This is a genomic window from Variovorax xiamenensis (assembly GCF_050916385.1).
GTDB lineage: Bacteria > Pseudomonadota > Gammaproteobacteria > Burkholderiales > Burkholderiaceae_C > Variovorax.
Map to the genome: position 1 here is coordinate 6687432 of NZ_CP139038.1, position 24814 is coordinate 6712245.

A 24814-nucleotide genomic window follows, 5' to 3' on the forward strand; every position below is an offset into this window, starting at 1 on the left:
CCCGCGCCCTTGCGGCGCGGCTTGCGGAAACTGGCTACGCCTTGCGGGGTTTCACGCGCGAGGCGGCTTCCTTGGCGAGCTTGCGGGCCGTGTCAGTGTCGGCCGCGTGCACCAGCGCCACGCCCATGCGGCGCTTGGTGAAGCTCTCGGGCTTGCCGAACAGGCGGATGTCGCTGCCGGGCACCTGCAGCGCCTCGGCCACACCGTCGAAGGCAATGCCGGTGGCGTCCACGCCGCCGTAGATCACCGCGCTGGCGCCCGGGCTCTTGAGCGATGTATCCACCGGCAGGCCGAGGATGGCGCGCGCGTGCAGCTCGAACTCGTTCTGCCACTGGGTGGCCATGGTGACCATGCCGGTGTCGTGCGGACGCGGGCTGACTTCGCTGAACCAGACCTCGTCGCCCTTCACGAAGAGCTCGACGCCGAAGAGGCCCTGGCCGCCCAGATCGGCCGTGACGGCCTGCGCGATCTGCTGCGCCTTGGCCAGCGCGGCGGGCGCCATGGGGTGCGGCTGCCAGCTTTCCACGTAGTCGCCGCTCACCTGCACGTGCCCGATGGGGTCGCAGAACTGGGTCTGCACGGAGCCGCTGGCGTCCTTGGCACGCACGGTCAGCAGGGTGATCTCGTAGTCGAAGTCGATGAAGCCTTCGACGATGACGCGGCCATGGCTCACGCGGCCGCCGGCCATGGCGTAGTCCCAGGCCTTCTGCACGTCGGCGGGGCCGTCGATCTTGCTCTGGCCCTTGCCGGAGCTGCTCATCACGGGCTTCACGATGCAGGGGTAGCCGATGCCCCCGTCGATGGCCGCCTGCAGCTCGGCCAGCGAGTCGCAGAACTTGTAGGGGCTGGTGGGCACGCCCAGCGTCTCGGCGGCCAGGCGGCGGATGCCCTCGCGGTCCATCGTGAGGCGGGCGGCGCGGGCCGTGGGGATCACGCGCACGGTGCCGGCTTCTTCCAGCTCCTGCAGCATGGGCGTGGCGATGGCCTCGATCTCGGGCACCACCAGCGCGGGCTTCTCGGCCTCGATCAGCGCCTTCAGCTGCGCCGGGTCGCTCATGGTGATGGTGCGGGCATGGTGCGCCACCTGCTGGCCGGGGGCGTTCTCGTAGCGGTCGACGGCGATGGTCTCGACGCCGAGGCGCTGCAGGGCGATCAGCACCTCCTTGCCGAGTTCGCCGGAGCCCAGGAGCATCACGCGGGTTGCGGAGGGGGAAAGGGGGGTGCCGAGGGTGGTCATGGTCGGAAGTCGAAAAGAGCGGGAAAAAGCAACCGCAGGACTGTAAGCCACCGGCGGGCCAGGGTGTCGCACGCGGCAACGGGCCGGGCGCAGGGCTGCTTCACAATCGATGTCTTTGCCGTGGCGCGGGCCACGCGCACCCCCTTTGTTTTCTTCAAGGAGTTCTCTCATGGCTATCCAGACTGTCGGCATCATCGGCGCCGGAACGATGGGCAACGGCATCGCGCAGGCCTGCGCGGTGTCCGGCGTGAATGTGGTGATGGTCGACATCGCCCAGGCGGCGGTCGACAAGGGCCTGGCCACGGTGTCGGGCAGCCTCGACCGCCTGATCAAGAAGGAAAAGCTCACGGCCGAGCAGAAGACCGCCGCGCTGGCGCTCATCAAGGGCTCGACCAACTACGAAGACCTGAAGAGCGCCCAGCTGGTCATCGAGGCCGCCACCGAGAACCACGCGCTCAAGCTGAAGATCCTGAAGCAGGTCGACGACATGCTGGCGCCCGAGGTCATCATCGCGTCGAACACCTCGTCGATCTCGATCACGCAACTGGCGGCCGCCACCTCGCGCGCCGACCGCTTCATCGGCATGCACTTCTTCAACCCGGTGCCGATGATGGCGCTGGTGGAGCTCATTCGCGGCTACCTCACGAGCGACGCCACGCACGACACGGTGAAGGAACTGGCCGAGCGCCTGGGCAAGTCGCCGATCACGGTGAAGAACGCCCCGGGCTTCGTGGTCAACCGCATCCTGGTGCCGATGATCAACGAGGCCTTCTTCGTGCTGTCCGAGGGCATCGCCACGGCGGAAGACATCGACGCCGGCATGAAGCTGGGCTGCAACCAGCCCATCGGCCCGCTGGCGCTGGCCGACATGATCGGCCTGGACGTGTGCCTGGCCGTGATGGAGGTCTACCTCGAGCAGTTCGGCGACTCCAAATACCGTCCCTGCCCGCTGCTGAAGGAAATGGTCGCCGCCGGCCAACTCGGCCGCAAGACGGGCCGCGGCGTCTACACGTACTGAGCCGCGCAGCCATAACAACAACACGGAGACAAGACCGATGACTGCGACCCCCACCACCCCACCGGCAGAAGGCTGCATCGACACCCAGGTGCTCGACCACGTGCTGCTGATCGGCATCAACCGCCCTGCCAAGCGCAACGGCTGGACGCCGCCGATGTTCAAACAGCTTGCCGAGGCCTACACCCGGCTCGACGACGACCCGAACCTGCGCGTGGGCGTGCTGCATGCCTTCGGCGACCACTTCACGGCGGGCCTGGACCTGCCGGCGGTCACCGAATACATGAAGCGCGGCGAGAAGGCGATTCCCGCCGGGCTGGTGGAGCCGCACGACTTCGGCCTGCCCGACTACCGCCGCCGCACCAAGCCGATGGTGGTGGCAGTCAAGGGCATCTGCTTCACGGTCGGCATCGAGCTGATGCTGGGCGCCGACATCGTGGTGGCGGCCGACAACTGCCGCTTCTCGCAGATGGAAGTGCAGCGCGGCATCATGGCCACGGGCGGCGCCACGCTGCGCATGGCCGAGCGCGCGGGCGTGGGCAACGCGATGCTGCACCTGCTCACGGCCGACGAGTTCGACAGCGCCGAGGCCTACCGCCTCAACTTCGTGCAGAAGGTGGTGCCCGCCGGCCAGGAGCTCGACGCGGCGCTGGCCATCGCGCAGCGCATCGCCGCGCAGGCTCCGCTGGCGGTGGTGGCAACGCGGCTGAACGTGATCAAGGCCGTGGAGCAGGGGCCGCTGGCCGCGGTGTCGGAATTCATCGAGACGCAGAAGCGCCTGTCGAACAGCGAGGATGCCGCCGAGGGCGTGCGCTCCTTCATCGAACGCCGTCCGGCGCGCTTCAGCGGCCGTTGATTCCTTTCACCGAGAACACAACAAACATGCCTCTTTTCATCCGCACGGCGCTCGCCGCCGCATTCACCCTGCTCGCCGTGAACACCACCTCCGCACAGACGCCCACACCCGCCGCGCTGCCGGACCCCGCAGCCACCTCGGTCGACGCGCTGGGCTGGATGAAGGGCTTCCCGCCCCCGCCAGACAAGCTCATCACCTTCGACAACCCCGCGGGCGGCGTCTTCCCGCGCACGCGCTGGAGCTTCTCGCATGTGCGCGAGACGGTGCCCACCGCCAACGTGTGGCGTGGCGCAGGCGCGGCCAGCCCGCTGCCTTCGGGCACTTCGCCGGTGCAGATCGAGGCCGTCACGTTCAAGCCCCTGGGCAGCGACCAGACGCTGAACTTCGCCCAGATGATCTCCGGCACCTACACCGACGGCATCCTCGTGATGCACCGCGGCAAGGTGGTCTACGAGAAGTACTTCGGCGCGCTCACGCCCGAGCGGCCGCACATCGCGATGTCGGTCACCAAGTCCTTCGTGGGCACGCTGGCGGCCATCCTCGTGGACGAAGGCAAGCTCGACCCGGCGGCGCCTGTCACCAAGTACCTCCCCGAGCTCAAGGACACGGCATACGGCGACGCCACCGTGCGCCAGGTGATGGACATGACCGTGGGCGTGCGCTACTCCGAGAACTATGCCGACCCCAAGGCCGAGATCTGGGACTACGCCCGCGCCGGCGGCATGCTCACCCAGGGCCAGAACTACACCGGCCCGAAGTCGTTCTACGAGTTCCTCGTCACGCTGAAGAAGGAAGGCGAGCACGGCGACGCCTTCGCCTACAAGACGGTCAATGCAGAGGTGCTGGCCTGGATCGTGCGCCGCGCCAGTAACCAGTCGCTGGCCGACCTGCTGAGCGAGAAGATCTGGCGCCGCATCGGCGCCGAGCAGGACGCGTACTTCATGGTCGACCGCATCGGCACCGAATCGGGCGGCGGCGGCCTGAACACCGTGCTGCGCGACCTCGCGCGCTTCGGCGAGACCATGCGCAATGGCGGGCGTGCCTCCAACGGGCAGCAGGCCATTCCGAAGGCGGTGGTGGAAGACATCCAGCGCGGCGGCGACCCGGCCAAGTTCGTGAAGGCCGGCTACCCGCTGCTCAAGGGCTGGTCGTACCGCGACATGTGGTGGGTGTCGCATAACCCGCACGGTGCATACATGGCGCGCGGCATCCACGGCCAGAGCATCTACGTGGACCCGAAGGCCGAGATGGTGATCGTGCGCTACGCGGCGCACCCGGTGGCGGCCAACGGCGCGAACGATCCGCTCACGCTGCCGGCCTTCCAGGCGATGGCAGAGGCGCTGATGCGCCCCTGACGGAGCCTTCTCAGTTCGAAGCCCGCTCGCGGGCAATCACCAGGAGCCCGTCCATGATCAGGCTCTCGACCAGCTCGAAGTGCCCGTTCATCACGGGCGCCATCTTCCAGCCCGCGCCGCCGGTCATGTAGCAGGCCGGCTCGGCGCCGCAGTGCGAGCGCACGTGCTGCACCATGCGCTCCACCGCGCCGGCGATGGCGTAGGTGCCGCCGCTGGTCAGCGCGTCGCTGGTGTTGGTGGGGAATTCGCGCACCTCGCCGGTGGGCACGTGCAGCCCGGCCGTGCCCGACTCGAGCGCGCGCAGCATGATGCCGTGGCCCGGCAGGATCAGGCCGCCCAGGAACTTGCCGTCGGCGTCGATGGCCTCGACCGTCACGGCCGTGCCGATCAGCACCACCACCATCGGCCGCGGCGGCTGCCCCGGCTTCGCGGCGGCCAGCATGCGGTGGCGCGCGCCGATCATCGCCACGAAGCGGTCGGCGCCCAGGCGCGTGGGGTGGTCGTAGCCGTTGACGATGCCGGCCTCGCCCGCGCTCGACATCACCCAGCGCGGCGTGCAGTCGAAGCGCTCGACGATCTGCTCCTCGGCGCGGCGGCGCACCGCATCGCCTGCCACCACGCAGCCCAGCATGGAGCCCGGCGAAGGCAGCTCGGCCCACGGGCCGTCGGCCAGCCGTTCGATGTGGTCGAGGAATTCGGCGCCCTGCGCCTGCAACGCGGCACCGGGGCGGGCCGAGTCGTAGAGCGCCCACTTGAGGCGGGTGTTGCCGATGTCGATGGCGAGGAAGGGGGATGACATGCGCGGGATTATTGCGACTTTGTGGTTATTTCCGCTGGCACGTCGTTGACACACGCGGCATGGGCCTACGCCCGCGCGTGGAGTTCCACCCCTACATTCGCCAGTTCCATTCACCACCGCACAAGGAGAAAGCCATGGGATTGCTGAGTTTCATCAAGGAGGCTGGCGAGAAACTGTTCGGCGGATCGTCGGCCCAGGCCGCCACACCTGACGCCAACCAGGCGGCCGCTGCCGCCATCAAGACCTACATCGAGACGCAGAACCTCGGTCTCACCGGGCTGGAGGTGACCTACACCGCCAGCACCGGGGTGGTCACCCTCGCGGGCCAGGCACCATCGCAGGAGGCCAGCGAGAAGGCGTCGCTCGCCGCGGGCAACGTGGCGAACGTGACCAGCGTGGAGAACAACCTCGTCGCACCGGCCGCGCCGCCCGCGCAATACCACGACGTGGTGCGCGGCGACACGCTCTCGGCCATCTCGAAGAAGTACTACGGCGACGCCAACAAGTACAACGTGATCTTCGAGGCCAACAAGCCGATGCTGACGCACCCGGACAAGATCTATCCGGGGCAGAAGCTGCGCATTCCGGCGCTCTGAACTTTCTGCGGCACGCGGCTACGCGCCGTTGTGCCGCCAGGCCCCCGGCGACACGCCGTACTCGCGCTTGAACGCGCGGTTGAAGGCGGCCTCCGATTCGTAGCCCACGCCCTCGGCAATGCGCGCGAGGTTGCACCGGTCGCTACGCAACATGCCGGCGGCCAGGATCATGCGCCAGCGCGCCAGGTAGTGCATGGGCGGCACGCCCACCAGTTCGGCGAAGCGGTCCGCCAGCACGCTGCGCGAAGTGTGCGTCTCGTGTGCCAATGCATCGACCGTCCAGTTGCGCGCGGGCTCCGCGTGCATCAGCGCCAGGCAGCGGCTCACGTGGGGGTCGCGCAGGCCGGCGAGCCAGCCGGGGCTGCTGGCGGGCGCGGATTCGATATAGCCGCGCAGCACTTCGGCGAACAGCACTTCCGCCACCTTGGCCGCGACCATCTCCGAACCGGGCGAGCGCGAAGCCGCATCGCCCAGCACGAAGTTGACCGACTGCTCGATCCACGGACCCGCCGGCCTGCTGCGCAACGCCGTGGTGAAGAGGCGCGGAATGTTCGCCATGACAGGGTTGGGCGCGTCGCCTTCGTACGCGAACCAGCTGCACACCAGCAGGGTGCGGTCGCCCTCGCCGCCGTAGCGGACGCGCTCGAGCTCGGGTGCGCGTGGGCTCACCACATGCCTCATGTCGACTGCCGCGTGATGCAGTCCGCTGCCCAGCACATGCGGATCGCCATGCGGCACCGCGATCACTTCGCCGGCGCATGCGCGGATCGGTTCGGCGCCGTCGACCTGGGCCCAGCATTCGCCCAGCAGCACCAGGTGGCAGATGGCCAGCCGCTGCACGCCGGGCCTGAGCATCCGGGCGATGTCCTCTCCCCTGGGTACCTTGAAACACCAGGGTGCATACATGTCGCCGTTCAGGAAGAGCGCCCCCTCCAGGCGGATGGTCCGCAGCACGTCCGACAAGACATCCATGGTCACCTCCCGGGCAAGCGAGGGCGGGGTTTCGGTCAATAAGTCAGGCGAGGCGGGCAAGACGCGAGGCCTCCGCCCCGGCACCATGGGTGCTGGTCGCCTTCGACCGATTCTGACAGCCAGACAGGAGTACCACCATGCCCAAATTCGTCATCGAGCGAGACATCCCCGGCGCCGGCAAGTTCACCCCGTCGGACCTGAAGGCCATCTCGCAGAAGTCCTGCGGCGTGCTCAGCAGCATGGGCACCGACATCCAGTGGATCCACAGCTACGTGACCGGCGACCGGGTCTACTGCGTCTACCAGGCCACCGACGAAGCGCTGGTGCGCCGGCACGCGGAGCTCGGCGGCTTCCCGGCCAACCGCGTGGACCGGGTGTACAGCGTGATCGACCCGGCCACGGCCGAGTGAGGCGAGCGGGGTGAGCGGTTCGCTCTAGTTCTGCCGCCAGGGCAGCCCGCGCTTGCGCCAGCCGCCGATCAGCCCGCGGTGGCCGTTCTCGTCCGGATTGCCCTCGAAGCCTTCGAGGATGTTGTAGGCCTCAACGCCCAGCTCGGTCGCGCGTTTCGCGGCGGCGATCGAGCGCACGCCGCTGCGGCACAGCAGCACCACCTTCTTGCCGCCCTCCGCGGCGGCACGCACGCCTTCGTCGAAGGCCGGGTTCATCGCCATGCCGGGCCACTGCTTCCAGGCCAGCGGCACGGCGCCCGGCACGTAGCCGACCCATTCGCGCTCGGCGTCGGTGCGCACGTCGACCAGCACGGCTTCGCCGCTGGTGGTCCACTGCGCGGCCTGCTCGGGCGTCACGTCGCCGGCGTAGCCCTTGTTCTCGACGGGTTCTGTCATCTCTCTCGTGTCCTTGCGATGCGGGTTTTCATTCCCCGGAATTTTTCACCGGTTCGTGAAAACCCTGTTTGTTGCGTGCTCCCTCGCGCCAAAGATGGCGCCTTGGGCCTGTCGAACCATAACTCCAAGACGGACAGCCTGGGTTTTCCCAAGTCAGAACCGTTTGGAGAGAGACAAATGACAGACAGCAAGATGCCCCGCCGCCGCGGGCTGCTCAAGGGCGCCGCCGTGGCTGCGGGCGCCATGTCCGTGCCGATGGTCAGCATGGCCCAGACCACCACCCTTCGCTTCCAGAGCACCTGGCCCGCGAAGGACATCTTCCACGAGTACGCGCAGGACTACGCGAAGAAGGTCAACGAGATGGCGGGCAACCGCCTGAAGATCGAAGTGCTGCCTGCCGGCTCGGTGGTGCCCGCGTTCCAGCTGCTCGACGCGGTGGCCAAGGGCACGCTCGACGGCGGCCACGGCGTGGTCGCGTACTGGTACGGCAAGAACTCCGCGCTCGCGCTGTGGGGCTCCGGCCCGGGCTACGGCATGGACGCCAACATGGTGCTGGCCTGGCACACCTACGGCGGCGGCAAGGCGCTGATGGAGGAGATCTACAAGGGCTTGAACCTCGACGTGGCCTCCTATCTCTACGGCCCGATGCCCACGCAGCCTCTGGGCTGGTTCAAGAAGCCGGTGGCCAAGGCCGAGGACATGAAGGGCCTGAAGTTCCGCACCGTGGGCCTGGCGGTGGACGTGTTCACCGACATGGGCGCGGCCGTGAACCCGCTGCCTGGCGGCGAGATCGTGCCCGCGCTGGACCGCGGCCTGATCGACGCGGCCGAGTTCAACAACGCATCGAGCGACCGCGTGCTGGGCTTTCCCGACGTGGCCAAGAACTGCATGCTGCAGAGCTTTCACCAGAGCGGCGAACAGTTCGAGGTGCTGTTCAACGGCAGCAAGCTCAAGGCGCTTCCGCCCGAACTCAAGTCGATCATCGAGTACGCCACGCAGGCCGCGAGCGCCGAGATGAGCTGGAAGGCCATCGACCGCAACTCGAAGGACTACGAGGAGCTGAAGAAGTCCGGCATCAAGTTCTACAAGACGCCCGACGCGGTGCTGCGCGCGCAGCTCGCCTCGTGGGACAAGACCATCGCGAAGAAGTCGGCCGAGAACCCGATGTTCAAGAAGGTGCTCGACTCGCAGCGCGCCTTCGCCGAGCGCGCGGGCCAGTGGCAGAACGACTACTCGGTCGATTTCAAGATGGCCTACAACCACTACTTCGGACGGCAGGCGAAGAAGACCTGATCCGACGGGATCGATGCGACGCGAGGGCACCCGGGCGGTGCCCTCTTTTCACGCCTGCGCTCAAGCTGCCGCGCGAAGGATGACGCGGCGAGGAGTTCGTTCCGATGCAATCTTTCCTGCTGGCGGTCGACCGGTTCTCCACATGGATCGGCAAGACCTTCGCCTGGTGCGCCCTGCTGCTCACGCTGCTGATCAGCTGGGAGGTGTTCTCGCGCTACGCCCTCAACAAGCCCCACGCCTGGGTGCTGGACGCGCAGATCATGCTGTACGGCACCATGTTCATGACCGCGGGCGCCTACACGCTCTCGAAGAACGGCCACGTGCGCGGCGACGTGCTCTACGGTTTCTTCCGCCCGCGCACGCAGGCGCTGGTGGACCTGGTGCTCTACATCGTCTTCTTCCTGCCCGGCATCGTCGCGCTGACGTGGGCCGGATGGGTCTACGCGGGCGAGTCGCTCGCCATCCGCGAGCAGACCTTCTCGGCGGAACCGCTGCCGCTGTACCCGTTCAAGTTCGTCATTCCGCTTGCCGGCTTCACGCTGCTGCTGCAGGGGCTGGTGGAGATCATCCGCTGCGTGCGCTGCATCCGCGAGGGCGCCTGGCCTTCGCGCGAGCAGGACGTGGAGGAAGTCGACGTCGAGAAGCTCAAGGAGATGGTGCACGTGAAGGACGAGGACATCGCCGCGCTCGACCGCGTGGTCACTTCCAGGGAGGCCGCGCGATGATCCGCCGCGAACTCTGGTTCGGTCTCTCGTTCATGGCGCTGATCGTGATCGGCGCCGTCGCGGTGCTGGCGAACGCGCCCACCATCACCAACGGCCACCTCGGCCTGCTGATGCTCTCGCTGGTGGTGGTGGCCATCATGCTGGGCTTTCCCACCGCGTTCACGCTGATGGGCATGGGCATGCTCTTCACCTGGCTGGCCTACGACCGCGACTGGCACCGCACGCTCGACCTGATGGTGCAGTCGGCCTTCAAGACCATGGCCAACGACGTGCTCATCGCGGTGCCGCTGTTCGTGTTCATGGGCTACCTGGTGGAGCGTGCGAACCTCATCGAGTCGCTCTTCAGGAGCCTGCACCTGGCGCTCGCGCGGCTGCCCGGCGCGCTCGCGGTGGCGACGCTGGTCACATGCACCATCTTCGCCACGGCCACCGGCATCGTGGGCGCGGTGGTCACGCTGATGGGACTGCTGGCGCTGCCGGCCATGCTGCGCGCGGGCTACAGCGTGCCGCTGGCCGCGGGCGCCATCACCGCCGGCGGCTGCCTGGGCATCCTGATTCCGCCATCGGTGCTGCTGATCGTGTACGGCGCGACGGCGGGCGTCTCGGTGGTGCAGCTGTACGCGGGCGCCTTCTTTCCGGGGCTGATGCTCGCGTCGCTCTACGTGCTGTACGTGATCATCATCGCGTGGCTCAAGCCGCAGTGGGCGCCGCCGCTGTCGCAGGCCGAGCGGGTGGTGCCGCTGCCGCCTCTGTCGCAACGACTGGCCGACAGCCCCGCGGCGCATGCGCTGGTCGGGCTGCTGAAAGGCCGGCGCAATGCCGACGTACCGTTCTCGCATGTGCTGAAGCAGTTGGGCATCGTCGCGATGCCGGGCGTACTCTTCCTCGTGCTGGCCGCCTTCAGCTACAAGGCGGTGACGACGGTGCAAGTGCAGGAGCGCTACGAGGTCGAGGAGATCGGGGCGGTGCGAAGCAGCAGCGAGCAGGCGTCGGGCGGCCTTCAGGAGCCACCGGCCGAAGGCGGGCTGCAGGAGCCACCGCAGGAAGGAGGGCTCCAGGAGCCTCCCTCCGACGAGCCGCCGGCCGCCGCCACGGGCAGTTCCGGCTCGCTGGCCGAACCTCCGGGCGCGCCGACCGCGCCACCGGCAGCCGCAAGCGGCACGGAGTCCGCCGAAGCCGCGAGCCAGGCCGCCACCGAACGCCCCGCGCCGACCTGGTGGTGGGTCACCTTCGCCATCTTCGGCGCCATCGTCACGCTCTTCTACCTGTTCCTGAGCTTCGCGCGGCTCGAGATCTTCAAGATGCTGCTGGCGTCGTTCTTCCCGCTGGTGCTGCTGATCCTCTCTGTACTCGGCTCGATCGTGCTGGGCCTCGCCACACCCACCGAGGCGGCCGCCATGGGCGCACTCGGCGGCATGCTGCTGGCGGCGGCCTACCGGCGGCTCAACCTCGCGGTGCTGAAGGAGTCGGTGTTCCTCACGGCCAAGACATCGGCCATGGTGTGCTGGCTCTTCGTGGGCTCGGCCATCTTCTCGGCCGCGTTCGCGCTGCTCGGCGGCCAGGCGCTGGTGGAGGAGTGGGTGCTCGGCATGAACCTCACGAAGGTGGAGTTCCTGATCCTGAGCCAGGTCATCATCTTCCTGCTGGGATGGCCGCTGGAGTGGACCGAGATCATCGTGATCTTCATGCCCATCTTCATCCCGTTGCTGGACAACTTCGGCGTCGACCCGCTGTTCTTCGGGCTGCTGGTGGCGCTGAACCTGCAGACCGCGTTCCTCTCGCCCCCGGTGGCGATGGCCGCCTTCTACCTGAAGGGCGTGAGCCCGCCGCACGTCACGCTGAACCAGATCTTCCTGGGCATGCTGCCCTTCATGGGCATCCAGGTGCTTGCGATCGTGCTGCTGTACATGTGGCCGCAGATCGGGTTGTGGTTGCCGCAGTTGCTGTACAAGTAAAAGCGCGTCGAGTGCGAGCACGGCAATGCCGTGCCCGCTCATTCAGCCGCATGCGACGCTTGGCGTACGGGCAGTAAAGGGCCCGATCAGCCCTTGCGGTTTACAGCCGCCTGAACCCCCGAAACTAGCGCCTTTTCGGAGTCGAATGCTCTCGGCAGGCTGCGTATTGCTCGGCGCGCCGTGCACCCTGAATAAATATATATTCAAGCGTGCAGAATTTCGCAGGCTGCCACTCAATGAAATATTCGCTCTCACTATGATGCCTGGATTCAAAAAGGGAGCGACACATGAGCGGCAGGGAGTTTTGCGCGCCAGATAATTCCAATTATCCAAAATGGAATAGTTGGGATATCTTCAAATGGCGCGCACTATCGGAAAAAATGGGCGGCGGCCGGGCGTATTTGGAAGCCTACAAAGATGGCTGGGTTGTTTACAATAAATTTCGCATCAAAGATGCAGCGGAGCAGCATCGAATCCCTCCAGTTCTGCTCGCCTGCGTTGCCTGGGCCGAGGTGGGCGGCAAGCCTGACGGCATAAAAAGACCCGCATTTCGGGCGCGCACGTTGCAGCGAACGCTAGCGGGAAGACCTGTCAAGTTTGGCAAGCCGCCCGAAGAAACTTCGGTTGGCGCAGTAAGCATTCAACTGCGGGTTGCCTCGAAGGAGCTCGGGATTCCGGTTGAACTGCTGTCGTACCTGGACCGAATGAACTTGATTACGTGCCTTGAGACCGACGCATTCAATTTGAACATCGTTGCTCGGCACCTGAAAAATCTCATCCTGTTCGACTACCCGGGGATCGATACTTCAAATCTCACGGACGAACAATTCATCGTTGCCGGTTCTCGTTATAACCGAGGCATCGAGCGCGCACTGGGTGATTTCGCAAATTCCATCAAACTCCCTCCGGGCAGTCAAGGCAGGCAGTTTTCGGAGTATGGGCGCAGGATGCTGGAGCATCGCGACCACGTTCTAACTCTTCTGGATAAAGTCTGACGATGAAAAAAATAGGTGTGGCACTGGCGTCGGCATATGCTTTCTTTTGCATTGCCTTCATGCTTCTCATGCCAATGAACAAGTATGAATGGATGCTGGACGAACCAAGTGCAAAATCCGAGGGGCTGACATTTTGCGGACTTCCGCTTGACGACGATATCAGCGTCAGGTTCTTTTCTTTCGCCTTTTTAATTCCGCTCCTGGTTTTGGCAGCCACCCAGTCGATTCGAAAGAAAAAAACACATTACTCCCTCTGGATAGCTGTTGCCTTGCTGGCTGTCTGGGGGTGGCGGTTTTTCATCTACTACCCGCTGTGCTGAACTGGCGGTCGCAGGTTGAAGGCCCGCGGCCCCGTCTCAGCGCCGCCGCTCCACGTACGGCCGCGCCTGCAGCAGCACGACGCGATCGCCCACCGTCGCCCATTCGATGTCCTGGTCGACGGCGTTGAAGGTGCGCTTCACCGCCGCGCCCACGTTGGCCAGGCGCACCACCAGCTCGTCGGTCAGCACGTTGCGTCCGGCCTCCACCGGCACTTCCTTCACGCCGCCGTCCTTGTCGAGCTGCAGCGCCGTGTCTTCGGCCGAGCGGCTCAGCACCTGGATGGCCTTGGACCAGCTCGAGTACATCACCTGCTCGGCCACGCGCCGGCCCTCGACCACGCGGATGCCGATGCCGCGCTTGGCCGAGATGTAGGTGATGTGCGGATGCCCCGCGTCGAAGGGGTCGCGGGTGATCATCACGCCGGCATTGGTCGAGTCGATGGCGGTCTGCACGAACACGCCCATCAGCACCGACTCTGCGCCGAAGCCCGCCGCGCTGCGAGCCTCCCAGGCCTCGGGGTTGAACACCGAGGCCCAGACCTTCTTCACGGCCACCTCGAGCGCGTCGCCGGTCTTGACGTTGGGCACGGTGGTGTAGAGCCCCGCGCCGCTGAAGCCGGGCAGGTCTTCCGAGTTGGACGAGCTGCGCACGAACACGCCTCCGCCGCCGAGCTGCGACTGCCATGCCGCGCGCCAGCCGGCCGCGGTGGCAGCATCGACCGGCCATTGCACGATCTCGTCGCGCAGCTGTGCCAGCGCCTTCTGGCGGACCTTCGGATCGCTCGCGAAGCCCGGCTGCTGCTGCATGCGCGCGATGCGATCGGCCAGGCCGTTGGCGCGCATGAAGCGGTCGTAGTGCGCGAAGGGAATGCAGAAGCCGTCGGGCACCGAGGTGCCCGGGATGTGCGCGGCCTGCATGGCGCCGAGGTTCGCGGCCTTGACGCCGCACTGCGCGCTGTTGCGCGCGCGCAGCGAGGCCAGCGGCAGCAGCCGGCTTTCGCGCAGGTCGGGCTTGATGGCGCGCGAGCTGCCGGGCACGGCTCCCGTGGCGGCGGTGCGCACGGCGCGCGGCGGCAGCGCGGCGATCTCTTCCGGCGTGAGCCGTCGCACCTGGTAGCCCGAGGCCGCCACCTTCAGCGCCACCCACTGGCCGGCATGCTCCTTCAGCACGGAGGCGGCGTCGCGCACGTAGGCATTGGGAATGCCCCAGCCCTTGGCCAGCAGGTTGACGTGCGAGAGCGCGGTCGATGGCCGCTCGGTCAGCACGGCCGCCACCGGCGGCAGGCCGATGGGCACCTGCCGCAGCACGGCGATGTCGTCGGGCAGCAGTGCGTTGATGCCTGCCTCGTCGTCCACGATGCGTACGCGGCCGGTGGCGGTGCCGAGGTTCATCGGCAGGAAGGGCTGCTCGCGGATCAGCGCCTCCTGGCTCACGAAATCGATGCCGGTCTCCTTCGCCACGCGCTCGTGCAGCGTCGAGTTGGTCTTGAACTTCACAGGCGCGAAGAAGCTGGCCTTGACCTGCTGGTCGGCCTGCCGCAGCAGCGGCGCGGTGAGCTTGTCGCCTTCCCAGAATTCGTAGGTGAAGCTGCCGATGTTCTGCTGCCAGCTCAGCGTGCCGAACAGGAAGCGGCGGTCGGGCGCGAGGTAGTTGCGGTCGATCTCGCGCTTGATGGTGTTGGGCACGAGCCGGGTGTCGCGCAGGAAGCGCACGTGCAGCTGGTAGCGCGGCGTGTCGATGTAGTACATGCGCGGCGGCTTCGCCTGCCTGTCGATGGCGAACAGCACATGGGCGAGCTGCATCGGCGTGCCGGCATCGTAGACGCGCGCCATCTGGTCGAAGTCGCCCTGGCTGCGCAACGCGGGCAGCGACGACGGCACCGAGGGGCGCGGCACGAGCTGCGCGGCCGGCCCTTCGGGCTGCGGCTGGTTCTGCTGCTGGTAATACGAGGGCTTGCGCGCCAGCTGGGCTGCGGCGGGCAGCGCCGCCAGCAGCATTGCAGCCGCGGCGCAGGCGATGACCGCGCTACTGTTTTGGAAGCACGACTTGCCCGCTGGCCGTGCGCTTTTCTGGTTTTTCATGTGGTGTCCCTCCTTACAGCCGGTTTCCGATTGCACGCGCGCTTCACCAAGCAGGGGTCGCGCGGTGACAGCGGCAGCGGATTCTCGCGCGTTACAAACAGCGTCATCAGAACAGCACCATCGCTTCGTCCATCCGGGGATCAGAGAAACCACATGAATCGCACCACAAGCCTTTCGGCCTTTCAACGACCGCTGCGCCGCTGGCTGCTCGGGCTGGCGCTGGTGTGCGCCGGCTTCGCGGCCAGCGCGCAGCAGGTGCCCATCGCGCGCCTGAACCTGCAGCAGGGAACCGTGAGCGTCTCCTCCGCCGGCGACGACCGCTGGTCCGCCGCCCGGCCGGGCCGCCAGCTCGCCGTCGGCGATCGCATCTGGACCGACCGCAACGCACGCGCCGAGGTCTACATCGGCCCGGCCGCGCTGCGCCTGGACGGCGGGACATCCGTGGAGTTCTCCGGCATCGACGAGGACACCGTGCGCATCGACGCGGGCCGGGGCAACCTGCAGCTGAGCGTGCGCGACATGGCTTCGGGCCAGCGCATCAGCATCGTCACCCCCAATGCCTCGGTGGCGATCGGTGCGCCGGGCGAATACCGCATCGCCATCGACGAGGCCGACACCACGACCACCTGGGCGGCGGTGGCCTCGGGCCATCTCACGCTGCATGGCCAGAACGGCATCTCGCAGCTGCTGACCGCGCGCCAGCAGACCACGGTGTCGGGCCGCAACCTCACGACCGTGCGCACCACGCGATCGCAGAACAGCAGCTTCGACACCTGGGTTGCAGAACGCGGCCGCTTCGAGGGCCAGCCAGGCTCCGCACGCTACGCCCAGCCCGCCGTGGTGGTGCCGCCGGCGGCGCTGATCGCGCGGCAGCAGCAGATCGAGTACGAGCAGGCGCAGCAACAGGAGCAGTGGATGCAGCAGCAGCGCGCCGCGCAGGCCGCCCAGCAGCAGATGGACTGGCAGCGCGAACAGGACTGGCGCCAGCAGGAGGAGTGGCGTCGGCAGGAAGACTGGCGCCAGCAACGCGAGTGGCAGCAGCGGCGCGACTGGCGCCAGCGCGCCGAGCAGGACCGCTGGCAGCAACAGCAGCAACAACAGCAGTTGCAGCTCCAACTCCAGCAGCAGCAACAGCAGGCCTTGCGCCAGCAGCAGGAAATGCAGCAGCGCGCCGCGCAGGCGCAAGCCATGCAGCAGCAACAGCAGTTGCTCCAACAGCAACAGGCACAGCAGATGCGCGCGGCCCAGCAGCAGGCACAGGCGCAGCAGCAGATGCTTCGCCAGCAACAGGAGATGCAGCAGCGCGCCGCGCAGATGCAGCAGCAGGCGCAGGCTCAGCAACAGGCCCTGCAGCAAGCCCAGTTGCGCGCGTTGCAACAGCAACGCGGCATCCCGCCGCAGCCGAACCAGCCCGCCGGCGATGACCCGCGTCGGCTCTGGACTTCCCCGGACTCGCGCCAGTAGGCAGGCTGCAGCGCTTCAGCCGCGCGGCGCGGCTTCCGAAGGCTGGCCGCACTGGGCGCAGAACCTCGCGCCGGCCTGCATCGCGGTGCCGCACTGCCTGCAGGCGGCCGGTTGCATCGAGCCGCCGCATTGCTGGCAGAAGCGCGCGCCCGGCGCATTGGTGGCGCGGCACGACGGGCACGCGCCGCCGCCCGCCGGCGGCGCGCCGTTGCCGTAGCCATGGCCGCCTCTGGAACCATGATGGCCGCCGCCGCCGCCACCACCGCCGCCATGCCGCGATCCGCCGTGGCCTCCGAAAAGCCTTTCGAGCATTCCCATGTGTTTCTCCCTGAGAGCTGACGGCCCGCTGGAGCGTCGCCGACGGCGATGAACTCCCGCAGGGCCTGCGGACAGTGGAATCCCTGAAGCAGCTTCAGAGTCAAGCAAGCCCCGCTTGAAGCGCCGTCTTCACCCCGCCGCTACAGTCGGCGGCCAAAGGAGCCAAGCTTTCTCATGCCCACATTCGACTTCGATCTCTTCGTCATCGGCGGCGGCAGCGGTGGCGTTCGCGCCGCGCGCATGGCGGCGCAGACCGGCGCCCGCGTCGCCCTGGCCGAGGCCGCCGAACTCGGCGGCACCTGCGTCAACGTGGGCTGCATTCCCAAGAAGCTCTACAGCTACGCGGCCGGCTATGCCGAATCCTTCGAGGAGGCCGCGGGCTACGGCTGGAAGCTGCCCGAGGCGCCGCAATTCGACTGGGCACACCTGAAGGCCCAGCGCGCGAAGGAGATCACGCGGCTCAACGGCATCTACGCCTCGCTGCTGAAGAACGCGGGCGTCACGCTCGTCACCGGATGGGCCCAGCTGGTCGACCCGCACACGGTGGAGATCGGCGGCAAGCGCCACACCGCCCGCCACCTGCTCGTGGCCACCGGCGGCACGCCCTTCGTGCCCGACATCCAGGGCCGCGAGCACATCGTGACCTCCGACGCGATGTTCGATCTCGACCCGTTCCCCAAGCGCCTGCTGGTGGTGGGCGGCGGCTACATCGCCTGCGAGTTCGCATCGATCTTCAACGGGCTGGGCTCCAAGGTCACGCAGTTGCACCGCCGCGCGCACCTGCTCACCGGCTTCGACGACGACGTGCGGCAGTTCCTCGCGAACGAGATGGGCAAGGCCGGCGTCGACGTACGGCTGAACTGCGAGGCCGCCTCGGTCACGCGTGGCCCAGACGGCCTCACGGTCACGCTCGCGCGCGGCCAGCAGATCGAGGCCGACACCGTGCTCTTCGCCACCGGCCGCGTACCCAACACGCAGGGGCTGGGCCTGGAGGCGGCGGGCGTGAAGCTCGACGAGCGCGGCGCGATCGCGGTCGACGCGCACTACCGCAGCTCGGTGCCGTCGATCTACGCGGTGGGCGACGTGTCCACGCGCGTGCAGCTCACGCCGGTGGCGCTGGCCGAGGCGATGGTGGTGGTCGACGAACTCTTCGGCAAGGGAAAACGACGGCTCGACTACGAGTTCATTCCCACCGCCGTGTTCACGCATCCGAACATCGGCACCTGCGGCTACACCGAACTCGACGCGCGCGCGAAGTTCGGCGAGGTCACGGTGTTCTCCAGCGAATTCAAGTCGCTGCGCCACACGCTCTCTGGCCGCAGCGAGCGCACCTTCATGAAGCTGGTGGTCGAGAAGGCCACCGACCGCGTGGTGGGCCTGCACATGGTGGGCGCCGACGCGGGCGAGATCGTGCAGGGCTTCGCTGTGGCGATGCGCGCGGGCGCGACGAAGGCGATCTTCGACGGCACGGTGGGCATCCACCCCACCGCCGCCGAAGAGTTCGTGACGATGCGCGAGCCGATGCCGGGGTAAGGGCTCGCCCCCAGGCTGCGCGCACCTCGTGTCGCGCACGCCTTCCCCCCGGGGGCAACACCTGCGGCCCGGCAAAACCGGTTCCGCGGTGTTCCCCGCCAGATCGGGGTCAACTCGAGCGTTGCTTGCCCTCGAGCAGCTTCACCAGCACGAACAGCACGCGATTCGCCGGCGTGGGCACGCCCAGCGCCTCGCCGCGCCGCACGATGAGGCCGTTGAGGTGGTCGATCTCGGTGGGCTTGTCGCGCGCGAGATCCTGCGCGGTCGACGAGTATTGCGAGGGCATGGTCTGCGCGATGGCGCGAACCGCGGCGTCGGTGTCGCCCACCACTTCCACGCCCTCTGCCTTCGCGACCGCGAGGCATTCGGCCACCACGTCGCGGATCACGTCTGCAACTCCGGTTCCCTTCACGATCACGCCGTAGGGCAACTGCGTGACGGCGGAGAGCGCGTTGTAGGCGCAGTTGAGGATCAGCTTGGCCCATAGCGACCCGCGCACGTTGGCGGATATCTGCGTGGGCACGCCGGCGGCCTCGAGGTGCCGCGCCACTTCCTCGCTGCGGCCCGAGGGCGCGATCACCAGTTCGCCGCGCCCGTGGTGCTTCACATGGCCCGGCCCGGCCATCTCAGTCGCCACGTAGACGACGGCGGCCGCCACCTCGTTGGACGGCAGCACCGAGCGCACGCGCTCGTCGTTGTCCACGCCGTTCTGCAGCGTGAGCACCAGCGCGCCGGGAGCGAGATGCGGCTTGATCTGTTCGGCGGCCGATTCGGTGTCGGTGGATTTCACGCAGAACAGCACGAGGTCGGCGCCCTGCACCGCCGAGGCCTGCGTGCTCGCGGCAACGCGCACGCGCTCGTCGAACGCCTTGGTCTCAAGACGCAGGCCCTTGGCATTGACAGCCTCCACGTGCGAGGGCCGGCCGACCAGCACCACTTCGTGCCCGGCGCGCGCGAGCATCGCCCCGTAGTAGCAGCCGACCGCGCCGGCGCCCATCACTGCGACTTTCATCGATTCGTTTCCTTGCTTGTCTGTCCGGAAAAAGAGCCTGACCAGGACGGCGGCTTCATGCCTCGGTTTCCACTCCGCGCGACTTCAGCCCCTCGTCCAGCAGCCATTCACGGAACGCCGCGAAGGCCGGCAGGTCGAGGCGGTCGGGCCGGTAGCAGAGGTAGTGTCCCTGGTTCACGCTGACCGGTGTGCCGCAGGGGCTCAGCAGCGCGCCTTCGGCCAGCTCTTCCTGCACCAGCAGCTTGGGCACCAGGCCGATGCCCAGGCCGTTGAGCGCCGCCTGGATCAGCGCCGAATACTGCGCGAAGCGCGGGCCCGCCACAATCTGCACCTCGGGCACGCCGTGCTGCACGGCCCACAGGCGCCACGCGGTGGGCGCTCCCTCGTGGTGCAGCAGCGTGTGGCCGACGATGTCGGCGGGCTGCGCGATGCGGTGGCGCCCTTCCACCAGCGAACGCGCCACGATCAGCACGAACTCGCGCCCCGCGATGTATTCGGACACCACGCCGGGCCAGCCGTCGGGGCCGTAGCGGATGGCGGCGTCCACGCCGGCCGGGATGCCGTCGCTGGGCTCCAGGTGGCGGCTGAAGCTCAGCATGACGTGCCGGCTCTTCTGGCTGAAGGCGGGCAGGCGCGGAATGAGCCATTTGGTGAGGAAGGTGGGCACGCTGGCCAGCGTGAGCAGGCCGGCGCCAGCGTCGCCCGAGCGCGCCTCGAAGGTCGCGGTCTCGATGGCGCGCAGGCCGCCGGAGATCTTCTGCCAGTACACGCGGCCCTGAGGCGTGAGCTGCACGCCGCGCCCGTTCTTCTGCAGCAGCTCGCGGCCCAGGAAGGCCTCGAGCCCGGCGATCTGCTTGCTGACGGCGCTCACGGTGATGCACAGCGCCCCGGCCGCGAGCGTGATGCTCTGGTGCCGCGCCACCGCGTCGAAGGCCAGCAGCTCCTGGATGGTCGGGCAGTCGCGCTTCATGCTTCGCTCCGCTTCATGAAAGCCGCGTGAAAAACGCTTTCCGATTGCTCAAGTGTCGTCATCCAACTTTCACCCATAAGTACGCACGCGATTCCTAGAATTCGAGGCAACGCGGCGGTTCGCTCGCCGCGAACAGTAGCGCATCCGGAAAGTATGCCGGGCGCCAATGACATTCGGAGGCAAGCTTGGTTCGCGTCATCTCGCTCATCTACGGCCTGTACCTGCTGCTGCCCATCGCGCTGCTGCTGGTCGGCAGCGTGGGCGGCAACTGGACCAACACGCTGCTGCCCACGGGCATCACGGGGCAGTGGTATCTCGACCTCTGGCTCGACACATCCTTCCGCAAGGCCTTCGTGAGCAGCCTCGTGGTGGCGTTGGCGGCCTGCGCCATCAACACCGTGCTGGCGCTGCCGCTGGCCTACGCGCTCTATCACGGCGCGCGGCGCGGCGGCAGCCTGGCGGCGCGCATCGTGAGCGCCACGCCGGTGGCGGTGCCCGCGATCACGCTGGCCTTCGGCTACATGATCGTGTTCAACACCGACCTCGCGCCCTGGCTGGGTTCGATGCCGCTGCTGATCGCGGCGCACGCGATCCTCACGCTGCCCTATCTCACCAACACGCTGCTCACCGACCTGCGCCACCTCGACCTGGGCCGGCTCGAGCAGGCCGCCGCCACGCTCGGCGCCTCGGGCTGGCAGCAGTTCACCGGCATCGTGCTGCCCAGCCTGCGCCAGAGCCTGATCAGCGGGCTGGTGATGGTGGCGGCCATCTCGGTGGGCGAGTTCGGCGTGTCGAACCTGCTCACGAGTTTCCAGAACCGCACCTATCCAGTGGTGCTGCTGCAGGCCTTCTACGGCGCGACGGGTTTTGCCTGCGCGGCCACGGTGATCCTGCTGGTGCTGGCGAGCGCGTCGGCGCTTCTTTCCTCTTCCCTCGTGAAGCAACGCGCATAAGCGGCAGAACCGATACGCCATGAGCCTCCTCCTCGACAACGTCAGCTACAACTACCCCGGCAGCACGCACGGACTGCATGACGTGTCGCTCGACGTGCGCACCGGCGAACTGGTTGCGGTGATCGGGCCCAGCGGCTCGGGCAAGTCGACGCTGCTGAAGCTGGTGTCTGGGCTGGAGACGGGCCACACCGGCCGCATCGCGCTCGACGGCGAAGACATGTCGCGCACGCCGGTGCACCAGCGCCACATCGGCATGGTGTTCCAGAGCTACGCGCTCTTTCCGCACCTGAGCGTGCTCGACAACGTGGCCTACGGCCTCAAGCTGCGCAAGGTGGCGACCGCCGAGCGGCGCCAGCGCGCGCAGGAACTGCTCGACATCGTCGGGCTGGGCGAGTTCTCGCAGCGCGCCGTGGCGCAGCTCTCGGGCGGGCAGCAGCAGCGCGTGGCGCTGGCCCGCGCACTGGCCATCGACCCGCGCGCCCTGCTGCTCGACGAGCCGCTCTCGGCCCTCGACGCCAGCGTGCGCGGCCACCTGCGCGACCAGATCCGCGCCATCCAGCAGCGCTTCAACGCCACCACGCTGCTGGTCACGCACGACCAGGAAGAAGCGCTGGCCATGGCCGACCGCGTCGCCATGCTCAAGGACGGCCGGCTGCTGCAGATCGCCACGCCGCGCGACATCTACGAGAACCCCGCGAGCCGCGCGGTGGCGGAGTTCGTCGGGCTCTCGACGATCCTGCCCGCGAAGGTGGCCGCACCCGGCCGGCTGGACATGGGCTTCGCCGAACTCTTCGCCGACACCGGGCAGCGCGCCTTCGGCACCGCGGTGCACGTGCTGGTGCGGCCCGAGCACATCCGGACCGACCCGGCGACCGACGCCGTGAACCGCCTCGCGGGCCGCACCGGCGCGCAGCGCTACCTGGGCGCGCTCACGCGCTACGACTTCGAAGTGCCGGGCGCTGGCAAGCCCTTCCTCGCCGAATCGGCGATGCCGGCGGCGGAAGCCATCGCCATCGCGCCGGAGCACCTGCGCCTGCTCGACAACTGAATAGACCACTGAAACCTTCCTCCAAGGAGCCACCATGCAACGCAGACATCTGATCCAGGCCGCCGGCGCACTGCCCCTGGCCACCCTCGCGGCACGCACCGCATTCGCCTTCGACGGCCCCGAGCTCTACGCGGGCGAGAAGGCGCTGTACGCCGAGGCGCAGAAGGAAGGCCTGTGCGTCTCCTTCGACACCGGCCCCGAATGGGCCAACTGGAAATCGCTGTTCCGCGACTTCAAGAAGCGCTATCCCGAGATCGAGCTGACCTACAACGACATCGGCTCCGCCGCCACCGTGGTCGCGCTCGAGAAGACCAAGCGCCGCCCGCAGGCCGACACCGCCTACTACTTCGCCGCCTCCGCCGTCGACGCCGCGAAGAAGGACGTGGTCGCCCCCTTCAAGCCCGTCAACTTCGACAAGCTGCCGGCCGTGTTCCGCGAGGCCGAGGGCCGCTGGTTCACCATCCACACGCTCAACATCGCCTTCCTGGTCAACAAGAAGCTGGTGAAGAACGTGCCCACCGGCTGGGCCGATCTGCTCAAGCCCGAGTTCAAGAACACGGTGGTCTACCTCGACCCGCGCTCCACCGGCATCGGCCAGGTTCTGACCTTCGCGGCGGCGTATGCCAACGGCGGCAGCGTCGACAACGTGCAGCCCGGCACCGACTACCTCGGCAAGCTGCATGCGGCCGGCAACGTGCTGCGCGTGGAAGGCACCACGCCCTATGCCAAGTTCCTCAAGGGCGAGATCCCGGTGTGGATCAGCTACGAGAACGACGGCCTCAAGGCCAAGCACGTCGACGGCATGGGCGACGCGGTGGAAGTCGTGATTCCGAAGGAAGCCAGCGTGGCCGCGCCCTACGCCATCAGCCTCGTGAAGAACGGCCCGAACCCGAACGCCGGCAAGCTTTGGCTCAACTTCATCATGAGCGAGGCCGGCCAGTCGCTATTCGCCCAAGGCTTCGTGCGTCCTGCAGTTCCGGGTACGCCTCTCGCCGCCGACGTGGCCGCCAAGATGCCGGCCGCGCCGCAGATCAAGCCGCTCGACGTGGTGAAGGCCTCGGAGCGCAAGGCCGAGATCGACAAGCTCTGGGCGCAGGCCGCGCTGGGCAAGTAAGCAGCCATGCGACGCTTTGGCGCCTGGCCCGCATGGGCCTTCATGGCGCTGTTCTTCGCGGTGCCGCTGGCGGCGCTGCTGCCCGAGGCCTTCGGCGAGGGCGGCAGCGCCTTCGGCCGGCTGTTCGGCAACCCGCTTTTCTTCGGGGCACTGCGCAACACGCTGGCGCTGGGGCTCGCGGCGGGTGCGATGTCGGCGGTCGTGGGCACCTGCATCGCGATCGAACTGGCTCGCCAGCCGGAAGGCCGGCGCCGATGGATGATGACCTTGCTGGGCCTGCCGCTGGCTTTCTCGGGGCTGGTGATCGCCTACGGCTTCATCCTGGCCTTCGGCCGGGCCGGCTTCGTGACGCAGCTGCTCGCGGGCCTGGGAGCCGACCCGGCCGCCATCGGCAGCTGGATCTACAGCGTGTCGGGCCTGGGTTTTGCGTATGCCTACTACCTGATTCCGCGTGTGGCGCTGTCGCTCTACCCGGTGTTCGCGAACCTCGACATGCGCCCGGCACAGGCCGCGCGCACGCTGGGCGCATCGCGCTCGCGCGCTTTCTGGGACACGGTGGTGCCCGAGGTGCTGCCCTCGGTGCTGTCGAACGCCTGCATGGTGGCTGCCATTGCGATGGGCACCTACGGCACGGCGCTGGCGCTGGTGGGTACGCAGCTCAACATCCTGCCGCTGATGCTGCTGGCGCAGGTGGGCGACGGCGGTTCCGATTTCGCGGTGGCGGCGGCCCTGTCGCTGGTGCTGATGGTTGTGTGTGTGATCGTGATGGGAGTGGGCGATGTCTTTACGCGAAGGCGCGAGCGCGGTGGCGCTGCCGGCGCAGGTCACTGAGGCGCTCGCGCGCCTCGCGCAGAAGCAGCGGGGGCCGCAGCGCCACCGGCAGCCGGTGGCCATCATCGGCCCCGGCGACGGCGGCCCGGCCGAATGCGAGGCGGCGCACGCGGTGGCGCATGCGCTGGCCGGCGCGGGCATGTCGGTGGTCTGCGGCGGGCGCGGCGGCGTGATGGCCGCAGCGTCGCGCGGCGCCGTGGAAGCCGGCGGCATCGCCGTGGGCATCCTGCCCGAGGACGACGACCGCAACGCCAACGAGTGGCTCAGCGTGGCCATTCCCACGGGCATGGGCGAGATGCGCAACGGCATCGTCGCGCGCAGCGGCGTGTGCCTGGTCGCCATCGGCGGCAACATGGGCACGCTGTCGGAAATGGCGCTGGGGCTCAAGTGGGGCAAGCCGGTGTTCGTGATGCACGGCGACGTGGCGCTGCCCGGCGCGGTGCAGGCTTCGGACGTGAACGACATGCTGGCGAAGGTGCTGGCCTGCCTCCTGGCCTAGCCCAGCCTGGCGACACAGCGGCCGCCA

Annotated in this window: 25 protein-coding genes; 17 read left to right on the top strand and 8 right to left on the bottom strand. The window is 67.8% G+C overall.

The annotated features are described in order from the left end of the window. Positions 1-34: 34 nt before the first annotated feature. Positions 35-1237: a formate-dependent phosphoribosylglycinamide formyltransferase gene (gene purT, locus SFB74_RS30770; protein WP_432728162.1), complete on the bottom strand. Its 1203-nt coding sequence runs from the start codon at positions 1235-1237 to the stop codon at positions 35-37. Between the two features lie 169 nt (positions 1238-1406). Between purT and SFB74_RS30775 the strand changes: the two genes are divergently transcribed. The 3 genes from SFB74_RS30775 to SFB74_RS30785 are packed head-to-tail and all read left to right on the top strand — an operon-like array spanning position 1407 to position 4463. Then, a complete protein-coding gene (locus tag SFB74_RS30775; RefSeq protein ID WP_125952385.1) occupies positions 1407-2255 on the top strand; it encodes a 3-hydroxybutyryl-CoA dehydrogenase in 849 nt (282 codons plus the stop codon). Positions 2256-2292: 37 nt separating this feature from the next. Next, positions 2293-3108, top strand: a complete 816-nt coding sequence (locus SFB74_RS30780) for a crotonase/enoyl-CoA hydratase family protein (protein ID WP_093208455.1) — start codon at positions 2293-2295, stop codon at positions 3106-3108. Positions 3109-3134: 26 nt separating this feature from the next. Then, positions 3135-4463 carry a serine hydrolase domain-containing protein gene (locus SFB74_RS30785; RefSeq protein WP_432728163.1) on the top strand — a complete coding sequence of 443 codons (1329 nt, stop codon included), beginning with the start codon at positions 3135-3137 and terminating at the stop codon, positions 4461-4463. 10 nt (positions 4464-4473) lie between these two features. Here the strand turns inward: SFB74_RS30785 and SFB74_RS30790 are convergent, their stop codons facing one another. Then, complete coding sequence (locus tag SFB74_RS30790; RefSeq protein WP_432728164.1) at positions 4474-5262, bottom strand: type III pantothenate kinase; 789 nt, start codon at positions 5260-5262, stop codon at positions 4474-4476. Positions 5263-5396: 134 nt separating this feature from the next. Here SFB74_RS30790 and lysM point away from each other — a divergent pair, with 134 nt between their 5' ends. Beyond that, on the top strand, positions 5397-5858 hold the full coding sequence (gene lysM, locus SFB74_RS30795) for a peptidoglycan-binding protein LysM (protein WP_184639759.1): 462 nt from the start codon (positions 5397-5399) through the stop codon (positions 5856-5858). Between the two features lie 18 nt (positions 5859-5876). Here lysM and SFB74_RS30800 read toward each other — a convergent pair whose 3' ends face one another. Beyond that, the gene (locus SFB74_RS30800) at positions 5877-6830 is read right to left on the bottom strand and encodes an AraC family transcriptional regulator (protein WP_432728165.1); all 954 of its coding nucleotides are present in this window, start codon (positions 6828-6830) and stop codon (positions 5877-5879) included. A 137-nt stretch (positions 6831-6967) separates the two neighbouring features. On the opposite strand from SFB74_RS30800, the gene SFB74_RS30805 reads away from it, so the two are divergent. Further along, a complete protein-coding gene (locus tag SFB74_RS30805) occupies positions 6968-7240 on the top strand; it encodes a DUF4242 domain-containing protein (RefSeq protein ID WP_432728166.1) in 273 nt (90 codons plus the stop codon). 24 nt (positions 7241-7264) lie between these two features. Here SFB74_RS30805 and SFB74_RS30810 read toward each other — a convergent pair whose 3' ends face one another. Continuing rightward, positions 7265-7675, bottom strand: coding sequence for a rhodanese-like domain-containing protein (locus SFB74_RS30810; protein ID WP_432728167.1), 411 nt, complete (start codon positions 7673-7675; stop codon positions 7265-7267). 177 nt (positions 7676-7852) lie between these two features. Here SFB74_RS30810 and SFB74_RS30815 point away from each other — a divergent pair, with 177 nt between their 5' ends. The 5 genes from SFB74_RS30815 (at position 7853) to SFB74_RS30835 (ending at position 12963) form a co-directional block, all read left to right on the top strand. Next, a complete protein-coding gene (locus tag SFB74_RS30815) occupies positions 7853-8968 on the top strand; it encodes a TRAP transporter substrate-binding protein (protein ID WP_432728168.1) in 1116 nt (371 codons plus the stop codon). Between the two features lie 104 nt (positions 8969-9072). Next, positions 9073-9693, top strand: coding sequence for a TRAP transporter small permease subunit (locus SFB74_RS30820; protein ID WP_432728169.1), 621 nt, complete (start codon positions 9073-9075; stop codon positions 9691-9693). Beyond that, a complete protein-coding gene (locus SFB74_RS30825; RefSeq protein WP_432728170.1) occupies positions 9690-11648 on the top strand; it encodes a TRAP transporter large permease in 1959 nt (652 codons plus the stop codon). Before SFB74_RS30820 ends, SFB74_RS30825 begins: the two co-directional genes overlap by 4 nt. A 287-nt stretch (positions 11649-11935) precedes the next feature. Beyond that, entirely contained in the window at positions 11936-12643 is a 708-nt protein-coding gene (locus SFB74_RS30830; RefSeq protein ID WP_432728171.1) for a hypothetical protein, read from the top strand. Positions 12644-12645: 2 nt separating this feature from the next. Further along, positions 12646-12963, top strand: a complete 318-nt coding sequence (locus SFB74_RS30835) for a DUF2645 family protein (protein ID WP_432728172.1) — start codon at positions 12646-12648, stop codon at positions 12961-12963. A 36-nt stretch (positions 12964-12999) separates the two neighbouring features. Here SFB74_RS30835 and SFB74_RS30840 read toward each other — a convergent pair whose 3' ends face one another. After that, the gene (locus tag SFB74_RS30840; RefSeq protein ID WP_432728173.1) at positions 13000-15045 is read right to left on the bottom strand and encodes a PEP/pyruvate-binding domain-containing protein; all 2046 of its coding nucleotides are present in this window, start codon (positions 15043-15045) and stop codon (positions 13000-13002) included. A 153-nt stretch (positions 15046-15198) separates the two neighbouring features. Here SFB74_RS30840 and SFB74_RS30845 point away from each other — a divergent pair, with 153 nt between their 5' ends. After that, on the top strand, positions 15199-16509 hold the full coding sequence (locus tag SFB74_RS30845; RefSeq protein WP_432728174.1) for a hypothetical protein: 1311 nt from the start codon (positions 15199-15201) through the stop codon (positions 16507-16509). A 15-nt stretch (positions 16510-16524) separates the two neighbouring features. Here the strand turns inward: SFB74_RS30845 and SFB74_RS30850 are convergent, their stop codons facing one another. Then, positions 16525-16827 (bottom strand): double zinc ribbon domain-containing protein, encoded by a 303-nt coding sequence (locus SFB74_RS30850; protein WP_432728175.1) that lies wholly within the window; start codon positions 16825-16827, stop codon positions 16525-16527. 174 nt (positions 16828-17001) lie between these two features. Here SFB74_RS30850 and gorA point away from each other — a divergent pair, with 174 nt between their 5' ends. Further along, positions 17002-18360 (top strand): glutathione-disulfide reductase, encoded by a 1359-nt coding sequence (gene gorA, locus SFB74_RS30855; protein WP_432728176.1) that lies wholly within the window; start codon positions 17002-17004, stop codon positions 18358-18360. 109 nt (positions 18361-18469) lie between these two features. On the opposite strand, the gene SFB74_RS30860 is transcribed toward gorA, so the two are convergent. Together SFB74_RS30860 and SFB74_RS30865 are read right to left on the bottom strand one after the other, a co-directional pair. Beyond that, positions 18470-19372: a ketopantoate reductase family protein gene (locus tag SFB74_RS30860; protein WP_432728177.1), complete on the bottom strand. Its 903-nt coding sequence runs from the start codon at positions 19370-19372 to the stop codon at positions 18470-18472. Positions 19373-19427: 55 nt separating this feature from the next. Then, positions 19428-20342, bottom strand: coding sequence for a LysR substrate-binding domain-containing protein (locus SFB74_RS30865; protein ID WP_093307307.1), 915 nt, complete (start codon positions 20340-20342; stop codon positions 19428-19430). Positions 20343-20527: 185 nt separating this feature from the next. On the opposite strand from SFB74_RS30865, the gene SFB74_RS30870 reads away from it, so the two are divergent. The 5 genes from SFB74_RS30870 to SFB74_RS30890 are packed head-to-tail and all read left to right on the top strand — an operon-like array spanning position 20528 to position 24787. Beyond that, positions 20528-21295 (top strand): ABC transporter permease, encoded by a 768-nt coding sequence (locus SFB74_RS30870; RefSeq protein WP_432728178.1) that lies wholly within the window; start codon positions 20528-20530, stop codon positions 21293-21295. Positions 21296-21314: 19 nt separating this feature from the next. Beyond that, positions 21315-22343 carry an ABC transporter ATP-binding protein gene (locus SFB74_RS30875; protein WP_432728179.1) on the top strand — a complete coding sequence of 343 codons (1029 nt, stop codon included), beginning with the start codon at positions 21315-21317 and terminating at the stop codon, positions 22341-22343. Between the two features lie 34 nt (positions 22344-22377). Continuing rightward, positions 22378-23457, top strand: coding sequence for an extracellular solute-binding protein (locus tag SFB74_RS30880; RefSeq protein ID WP_432728180.1), 1080 nt, complete (start codon positions 22378-22380; stop codon positions 23455-23457). Positions 23458-23463: 6 nt separating this feature from the next. Then, entirely contained in the window at positions 23464-24288 is an 825-nt protein-coding gene (locus SFB74_RS30885) for an ABC transporter permease (protein WP_432728181.1), read from the top strand. Beyond that, entirely contained in the window at positions 24236-24787 is a 552-nt protein-coding gene (locus SFB74_RS30890; protein WP_432728182.1) for a TIGR00725 family protein, read from the top strand. The genes SFB74_RS30885 and SFB74_RS30890 overlap by 53 nt, the downstream gene beginning before the upstream one ends. Positions 24788-24814 lie beyond the last annotated feature (27 nt).